Origin of the sequence: Enterovirga sp., assembly GCF_028290205.1 — a bacterium.
Taxonomy (GTDB): domain Bacteria; phylum Pseudomonadota; class Alphaproteobacteria; order Rhizobiales; family Beijerinckiaceae; genus Enterovirga.
The window spans coordinates 1-8,022 of record NZ_JAQGKF010000187.1; the positions used below are offsets into that span (position 1 = coordinate 1).

The window sequence follows — 8,022 nt, forward strand, 5'->3', positions numbered from 1 at the left end:
GCGGCTTGCCGTCCGTCAGGAAGATGCGGGCCGCGTTGGCGTCGCGGCTGAGCAGCGCCGCCTGCGCGGCCCAGTCGCGATGGGCGCGGGGCGCGACCGGATAGCCATCCCGCGCATAGCCGATGGCCGGCCGCAGAGCGTCTGCGAGCGAGATGGTGCCGTGATCGGCGAGAAGGCGCGACCAGCCCTCCACAGCGCCCGGCACAGTCACGGAATGCGGCGTCTGGCGCTCGATCCGGCCGATGCCGCGGTCGGCGTACCAGCTCGTGGTGGCGGCCGCCGGGGCGCGGCCGGAGCCGTTGAAGGCGATCACGTCGGTGCCCCCGCGGGGGGCCAGCAGCGCGAAGCAATCGCCGCCGATGCCGGTCGAGCCCGGCTCCACCACGCATTGCACGGCGCAGGCCGTGACGGCCGCGTCGAGCGCGTTGCCGCCGGCCTGGAGCACGTTCACGGCGGCCAGCGTGGAGAGCGGATGCGACGTCGCCGCCATGCCGTTTCGGGCGACCACGACGGAGCGGCCGCTCGTCTCGAAATCCCTCACCAGCCACCTCCCAAGATCGAACGAGGTCGACCACAGCACAGATCGGGCAGACTGTGCTGCCTTGATCGCACATCCTGCAGGCGCGCGGCCGAAGAGCCGCGCCCGGGCCGGGCGGGCCGAGACGCGGCCGGCTCCTGCGGGCCGGGTTCCTGGGGAACCCCGGACCCCGACCTCCCCGGTCCTAGACCGCAGGGCTCCGCCCTGTCTAGGGAGCTCCGGCGGCCCGGCCACAACTGGTGCCGCCCTGCCAACGACTGGCGACAACTGCCGCCGACTCGCCGGGCACCCGGGCGGTTGCCGGTCAGGCTCGGCACATCACCACGGCGTCCAGCGCCAGGCCGTCCCCCGCCTCGCCGCCCACCAGGAACGGGTTGACGTCCACGCTCTCCACCGGGCTCCCCGGCTCGCTCATCAGGCGGCCGAGGGCCACGGCGGCCCGGCAGATCCCGGCCAGTTCGACCGGCGGCTCGCCCCGGGTGCCGGCCAGCACCGGTGCGATGCGCAGCCGGCTGACCGCCTCCCGGACCGCGGCCGCCTCGAAGGGCGGCAGCAGCAGGCGCAGGTCCGGCATCGCTTCGACGTAGCGGCCGCCGTCGCCGACCACGACCACGGGGCCGAAAAACGGGTCGCGGTGGGCGCCGAGCAGGATTTCGCGCCGGCCGCCCGTCATCCGGGCCACGACCACGCCGTCGAAACCCGATCCGTGCCCGGCCAGGGCGGCCCGGCAGGTCTCAAACGCCGTCCGGACCTCCTCGGCACTCCCCAGGCCGAGATGCACCAGCCCGAGCTCCGACTTGTGCGACACCTCGGACGAGGCGCCCTTCACGGCGACGCGCCCACCAAGGGCCAGCAGGGCGGCCACCGCCTCGTCGGCCGTTCGGCACAGCCTGTGCGGCACCACCGGCACGCCCGCGGCCTCCAGCACGGCGAGGCTCTCGGCCTCGTTGAGGAGGCGGGTCGGCCCGCCTCCCCCGGCCGCCGGCGCCGGGGCGGGCTGCGAAGGACGCGCCTCCGCCCGGCCGATCAGTTCGTGATGCGCCACGAACTGGTGCAGGGCCCGCAGCGCCGCCGCCTCGCCCTCGAAGACCGGCAGCCCGCGGCGCCGGAACGGGTCGCCGACCACCGCCTGCGGTGCCGCCACCACGACCGGCTTGCCGGTTTCCGCCGCGAAATCGGCCGTGTCGCGGGCAAACGCCTCGATGTCGTACGCCTGGCCGGCGACCGGAATGCCGATGAAAAAGGCGTCGGCCGACGGGTCCCGGGCGATCACCGGCAGGATGCGGCCGAACAGGCCGCTGTCGGTCAGCAGGGCGGCCGTGATGTCGACCGGATTGGCGGTGGCCGCGAAGCCCGGCAGGATCTCGCGGAGACGCGTCTGGGTCTGGGCCGAGAGCGGCGCCATGCTCATGCCGGACGCCGTGGCGGCATCGGCCGCCATGACGCAGGTGGCGCCGGAATTCGAGATCGCGACCAGCCGGCGCCCGCCAGGATGCCAGCCCTTCAGGTACAGCTCGGCCGCGTTGACGAGGTCCGTCGTGTCCTGGGCTCGCCAGATGCCGTGCTGCTCGAAGAACGCGTCGACCACCCGATCCTCGTTGGCGAGGGCACCGGTATGCGAGGCCGCCGCCGCCTGCCCGGCCGCGGTGCGGCCGGCCTTGAGGGCGATCACGGGCAGGCCGCGGGCCCGCGCAATGGCGGCGGCCTCGGCCAGGTGGTGCGGGTCCGGGATGCTTTCGAAATAGAGCAGCAGGAGCTTCAGGGCGGGATCCTCCGCGACGGCGGCGGCGAGTTCGCCGGCCGTGACGTCGGCGTCGTTGCCGGTGGCATGGGCGTGCCGGACGCCGATGCCGCGGCCCCGCAGCAGCCCGTAGGGCACGACGCTCATGGCGCCGCTCTGGCTGACGATGCCGACCGGACCGTCCAGGGGCGGGACCTCCAGGAACATCGACGAGAAGCTCGCGATGGCCCCGGTGCCGAAATTCGCGAGACCCTGCGTGTTCGGGCCGACGAGACGCAGGCCCTTGCTGCGGGCGCGCGCCGCCATGGCGCGTTCCTGCGCCTGTCCGGCCTCGGATCCGGTCTCGCCGAAGCCCGAACTCATCATCACGGCGACCTTCACGCCGATGTCGCCGCACGCCTCCAGCGCCTCGACGGCGGCCTGGCCCGGCACCGCGATGACCGCGAGATCGGGCGCGGCCGCGAGATCGGTCAGGCGCGGCACGGCGCGCAGCCCCTGCACCTCCGAGCGCGTCGGGTTGATCGGGATGACCTCGCCCCGGAAGCCGAAGCGCGACAGGTAGAGCAGCGGCCGACCGCCGATCTTGTTGGGGTTCTCGGAGGCGCCGATCACCGCGATGGAGCGGGGATCAAGCGCAGCCTGGAGGTTTGGGCCCATCGCTGTGCTGCAATCCTGAGACGAGTGACGGCGCATCGATCGAGGACGGCCGGCGAAGGCCCGGCTAATGGGTCGGCCGGCCCCGCGGCGCAAGCTCGGCCCGCTTCCGCACCGCCCTGTTCGGGTGCGGTGCCGGATCGAGCTTCAGGCGTTGTGCTGGGCTCGCGCCTTTCAGAGAGTTCAATGCCGAAGGATCACCGACCACCGAACGCCAAGTCGAGCGTGTGCTGGTTCGCGCCGCTCCAGCTTCTCCGGACCGGCAAGCAGGTCGCCATTGCGACCATGCTGGGCCAGCACGCGCCGCCGCATGCCATCGAGGCGGTCACGACCCCCAGGGTGGTCGAGGGCGCGGAGGGCGCGCGCGCGAGCACGGCGTCCGATGGACGCGCCGGCCTGCCCTGGCACGATTACGCAGACGAGCCGGCGCCGTTCTGGTTCGATTACCTGGCCGATACGGGCGACGGATGGGACGCCACCGCGACCCTCGCCTATTACGTGTCGCGCGATAGCCTTCCGCTCGGCGACGGGGCGACCGCTCCCGTCGTGACGCGGCGCGGCAGCCTGATGGTCTTCGGCGGCGACACGATCTACCCGACTGCCAGCCTGCAGAATTACGAGGAACGGCTTCTGCTGCCGTTCCGGACCATGTTCTCGCCCACCCCGGACGAGCGGGAGCCCAAGGACGATTCCGGGCCGAGCGGCCTCAACCTCAGCCACCGGCCGGACGTCTTCGCCATTCCGGGCAACCACGATTGGTATGACGGGCTGGTTTCCTTCACGCGCCTGTTCTGCTCGCGGCAGGGCTTCGCCGGCTGGTGCGCGCCGCAGCGGCGCAGCTATTTCGCGCTGCGGCTGCCGGGCCGCTGGTGGCTGCTCGGCACGGACCTGCAACTCGGATCGGACATCGACACGGAGCAGGAGGCGTTTTTCCGCGACCTCGCCGAGACCATGCCGGCGGAAGACCGCATCGTGATCTGCCATGCCGAGCCGCACTGGCTCTACGAGCGGCTCAATCCCGACCCTTACGCCTATCGGAGCGTGCAGCGGCTGGAGGAGCGGTTCGGCGACCGCATCCGGGTGTCGCTGTCGGGCGATCTCCACTGCTACCGGCGCTACGCGACGGCCAATGGCCGCCAGCGCATCGTTTCGGGCGGCGGCGGCGCCTTTCTCCACCTCACGGCCCGGCTGGACGACGGGCCGCTGGCAATCACCCCCGGCCCCGGAGCGCCCTGCCCGGAGGAAGGGTCGGGCACCCCCTTTGAGAGCCGCACGACCTACCCGTCGGCGCGGACCTCGGCCTCTCTCGCGCTCCTCGGGCCGCTCACCTTCCACCTCCGCAACCCGCCCTTCGGGGTCGCGACGGCGCTCGCCTACGTGATCCTGGGCGAGGCGCTGGTGCGGCCAACCTGGCGGCCGGACGAGACGGTCGGGCTCTGGGAAGGGATGGTGACGCGGCTCTTCACGGACCCGTTCTCGCTGTTTCTGGTCACCGCGTTTCTGACCGGCGTCGTGTTCTTCACCGACACGGAGAGCCGGCTCTACCGCTGGATCGCCGGCTCCCTGCACGGGGTCTGCCACCTGGTCGCGGCGGCCCTGGTTGCCCGGGCGTCGGCCCATGTCGCGCATCTGTGGCTCGAGGAGCCGCTCTGGCGGTATCCAGCCGTGGCGCTCGGGACCGCGCTCGGCGGCTACCTGCTCGGCCCCTTCATCCTGTCCCTCTATCTCACCGTCTCGCTCCTGGTGTTCGGGCGTCACCGGGAGGAGGCGTCGAGCGCGCTGCGCTGCCCAGACCTCAAGAACTTCCTGCGCTTCCGCATCGGCCCCGAGGGGGATCTGACGATCTTCCCGGTGGCGATCGATCGCGTCGGGCGGCGCTGGGTGCCCGAGGAGGCGCCCCGTGTATCCGGCCACGCCTCGCTCCGGCCGGAGGACGCGTCCGCGCCGCGGCTGATCGAGAGCCCGATCCGGATCTCGCCCTAGCCGGACGGAGGCGAACTCCGCTCTCTAGGGCACCGGCACGGGGCCGCTGCCGACGAGCTTGAGCTTCCAGCTCTCGGATTCGGTGCCCTCCTGGCGCAACTGACCGGCCAGCAGAAAGAGCCGGTCGGTGTCGCGGCCGCGCCCGGTGCAGAAGCGGTCCTGCAGGTAGAAGGGTGGCTGCGCCTGGTAGTAGAGCGTCGCCTCCACGCTCTGCGGCTCGCCCGCCATGTCGGCGAGCGGGATCTCGTAGCCGATCGTGTCGCCGCCGCCCGAGACGTAATCCGGGTCGCCGTCCACGCCGACCGACCCGGTCTCCTCCGCGAGCTTGGCGTCGGCCCCGATGGCGCGGGCGAGATCCGCCCGGGCCGCGATCGGCAGGTAGCCGTCCGGCAGGATGCGGTTGTCCTTCACGCGGCGGCAGACCGACAGGAAGCTCGTGGTCAGCGGCCCCGTCGCCGCCGCGTGATCGCCGCAGACCGGCTCGGCCTCATCGCCGGGCGCCGCCACCAGCTCCTGGTAGATCTGGACCTGGCTCTGCTTCCGCACGGTCTGGAAGTGGCTCTGGTGCAGCCGCTGCTCCGGCGCCAGCCGGGCCTTGCACTCCCGGTCCCACCACAGCTCGCCCGCCACGGGCTGGCCCGCCTCGTCCCGGATGATCCCGGCCGCGTCCGTCCGGCCGGAGGCCCACAGGACCCGGCCGGCCGCATCCCGGACGGTGAATTCGAGAAAGGCCCGCCGAAAGCCCACGCCGGACGGGAATTTGTGCCCGGCCTTGTTGCGGACCGAGACTCTGGCCCGCAGCAGGCCGCCGTCCCGGCTCACCTGGCCGACCGCGATGTCCGCGGTGGCGTGCCGGGCCTGGTCGAGGATCGCCCGCTCCGTCCGTTTCAGCGGTGGGTCGCCGCCGCGCGGCAGCATCGGGTCCTCCGTCCGGATGCCGAGCACGGCCGAGAACTGCTCGGCCATCTTGATCAGCCAGATGTTCAGCCCGACCAGGGTGTGCGGCGAGAAGCCGGAGCGCGGTGCGAGGTCGATGTCGCGGGCCGGCAGCACGTTCTCGGCCTGCGGAAAGTTGGTGTATTCCTGGATGGAGGCGATCTTGCTGACGATCGGGCGCCCCTCGGCATCCCGCCCCTGCATGTGGCAGGCCTGGCAGGATTGCGGGTTCGCACCCGGCCCGGACGGGAGCGGGCCGGCCACGCCCTCGCCAGATCGGTAGTCGCTGAACAGCCACTCGGCATAGGTCGCCTGCTCATAGGCATGGGCGATGACGCGGCCGTTCTTCAGCACCGGCAGGTGCACGGTGTGACAGCTGCCGCAGATCTCCGAGCTCCGGATCGCCGTCCGATGCTCGGGCACGAGTCCGACGGCGTTGCGCATCGGCTTGGTCTTGGGCGCCTCGAAGGGGCCGAAGACCTGGTCGAGCCCGGCCACGGGAAAGGCGCCCGTGAAGGTGCGGGCGAAGCCGGTCAGCCCGGGATTGAGCGCCGCCTGGCGGTCCGCCACGCAGCTGTTCTGCGGTGCCTCTTCATGCGCGGCCGCGTCAGTCCCGAGGGCTATGCGGTGGCAGGCGAGGCAGGTGACGCCGTCCCGGGCGAGCGCGCCGATCCGGGCGCGATCGCGCTGCGCATCCGCGTCGAGCGGCGTCGCGTCCACGAGGCCGCGCTCGAACGTGCCGCATGCGCCGCTTTCGGCCTTCCGGTCGAGCGCGTGCTGGCGCTGTCCGGCGACCGCGTGGCAGCCGAAGCAGATGTCCTGGATGGCGGCGGCCGAGCCCGGGTGGAAATGCGTGATCTCGCTCTCGACCTGGCTGAAGAAGAACGGATCGCGGCCGGCGAGGCCCATGGGCGAGGAGCGCCAGGTGGCCCAGGGCGACAGGTTTTCGAGCGCGTGGCCGGGCCGGGGCGCGGTCATGTCGAATTGCAGGCCGGTCGAGCCCGCCGCGTGACAGCCCATGCACTGGTCGGAGGTCAGGAACAGGCTGGCGAGCCGGCTGCCCGGCATGGCCCAGGCGTTGTCATAGGTCTCGGAGGCGAGCCGGCTCACCGAGGCCGCGTCCGGCAGGACGGGCCGGGCGCCCCCGAAGGCGCGCAGGAAATCCGGCTGGTAGCCGGCCGGCTGGTCGCCGGGCTGCGCGGCCGGCTTGCGAAACATCTCCGGCGGCGCCTTGGCCACCATCAGGTGATGGTTGTCGTCCGGGCTGTTCAGAAAGAACGTCTGACTGAGGAAGACCAGCGGCTCGCCCGGGTGGCCTTTGACGTTGCGGAGGCTCGCGAAGGTCGCGTTGCTTTTGGCCGAGCCGTGGCAGTTCAGGCAGTACTGGCCGAAGCCGAGATTGGGGTAGCCGTTGGCCGCCGTGGCCGGCCAGTCCGGCTCGTGTTTGGAGAAGCCGAACCAGCCCCAGAACCAGCCGTCATGCGATTGCGCGGAGGCCCGCACCATCACCGCCGCGCCACTGGTCGGCTCCAGGTAATCCGGGTCGGCCTGCATGCACACGGCACCGGGGGCGGGGAACATCTCCTTCACCATCATGGCGCCGTCCGGCACCGCAATGGCGTCCTCGGGCAGGTCTGAATGGTCGGGCCGGTTCTCCCGCATCCAGCGGTACATCTCGGGCGAGTACCAGATCATCACGGGCGCATGGGTGCCGAGCATCTGGCCGGACCAGCGGCCGAATTCGCGGCGCCCAACGAACGGACCGGCATCGCGGATGCGCTTGTCCGTGACCCAGCCGTTGCTCGGGTTGCGGTGGCAATAGCCGCCCAGATAGGCGGCGAGGTTGTCGCGATATTGCTGCTCCGTCGGCCAGCCCGGGCGGCGCACCTTGGATTCCAGCGAGGCGCAGAGGTCGAGGTCGCGCGGCACCTGCCGTTCGACCCGGAGCGCCGGGCAGCTTTCCGCGCGCGCAGCATCGGCCGCGGGGGCCAGCACCGCGAGGGCCAGCAGGATGGAGGCAGCGTGGCGCCTGAGAGCGGCAAGCCTGAAACCGGCAAGGCTCATCGGGGCGGCAACCTCGGCCTGGGGGACAGCCGGCGCGTTCTGCCGCCGGCCGCCTGGGATCGTCTCCGTCCGGACCCGCCGCCTGCGACGGGCCGGACCTGCCCGG

Annotated in this window: 4 protein-coding genes; 1 reads left to right on the top strand and 3 read right to left on the bottom strand. The window is 72.1% G+C overall.

The window, feature by feature from the left end; genetic code table 11:
• Together JWR86_RS13420 and JWR86_RS13425 are read right to left on the bottom strand one after the other, a co-directional pair.
• Positions 1-541, bottom strand: a 541-nt coding sequence (locus JWR86_RS13420; protein ID WP_299566440.1) for a gamma-glutamyltransferase, incomplete at its 3' end; no start/stop codon positions are given.
• A 301-nt stretch (positions 542-842) separates the two neighbouring features.
• Entirely contained in the window at positions 843-2,936 is a 2,094-nt protein-coding gene (locus tag JWR86_RS13425; RefSeq protein WP_299566443.1) for an acetate--CoA ligase family protein, read from the bottom strand.
• A 183-nt stretch (positions 2,937-3,119) separates the two neighbouring features.
• Here JWR86_RS13425 and JWR86_RS13430 point away from each other — a divergent pair, with 183 nt between their 5' ends.
• On the top strand, positions 3,120-4,916 hold the full coding sequence (locus tag JWR86_RS13430; RefSeq protein ID WP_299566445.1) for a metallophosphoesterase: 1,797 nt from the start codon (positions 3,120-3,122) through the stop codon (positions 4,914-4,916).
• Between the two features lie 24 nt (positions 4,917-4,940).
• On the opposite strand, the gene JWR86_RS13435 is transcribed toward JWR86_RS13430, so the two are convergent.
• A complete protein-coding gene (locus JWR86_RS13435) occupies positions 4,941-7,916 on the bottom strand; it encodes a hypothetical protein (protein WP_299566448.1) in 2,976 nt (991 codons plus the stop codon).
• Between the last annotated feature and the right edge of the window lie 106 nt (positions 7,917-8,022).

What these genes read in the sequence shown, in the direction of transcription:
- JWR86_RS13435 (WP_299566448.1), bottom strand. Translation starts at nt 7,916, where the DNA reads ATGAGCCTTGCCGGTTTCAGGCTTGCCGCTCTCAGGCGCCACGCTGCC.
- JWR86_RS13430 (WP_299566445.1), top strand. Translation starts at nt 3,120, where the DNA reads ATGCCGAAGGATCACCGACCACCGAACGCCAAGTCGAGCGTGTGCTGG.
- JWR86_RS13425 (WP_299566443.1), bottom strand. Translation starts at nt 2,936, where the DNA reads ATGGGCCCAAACCTCCAGGCTGCGCTTGATCCCCGCTCCATCGCGGTG.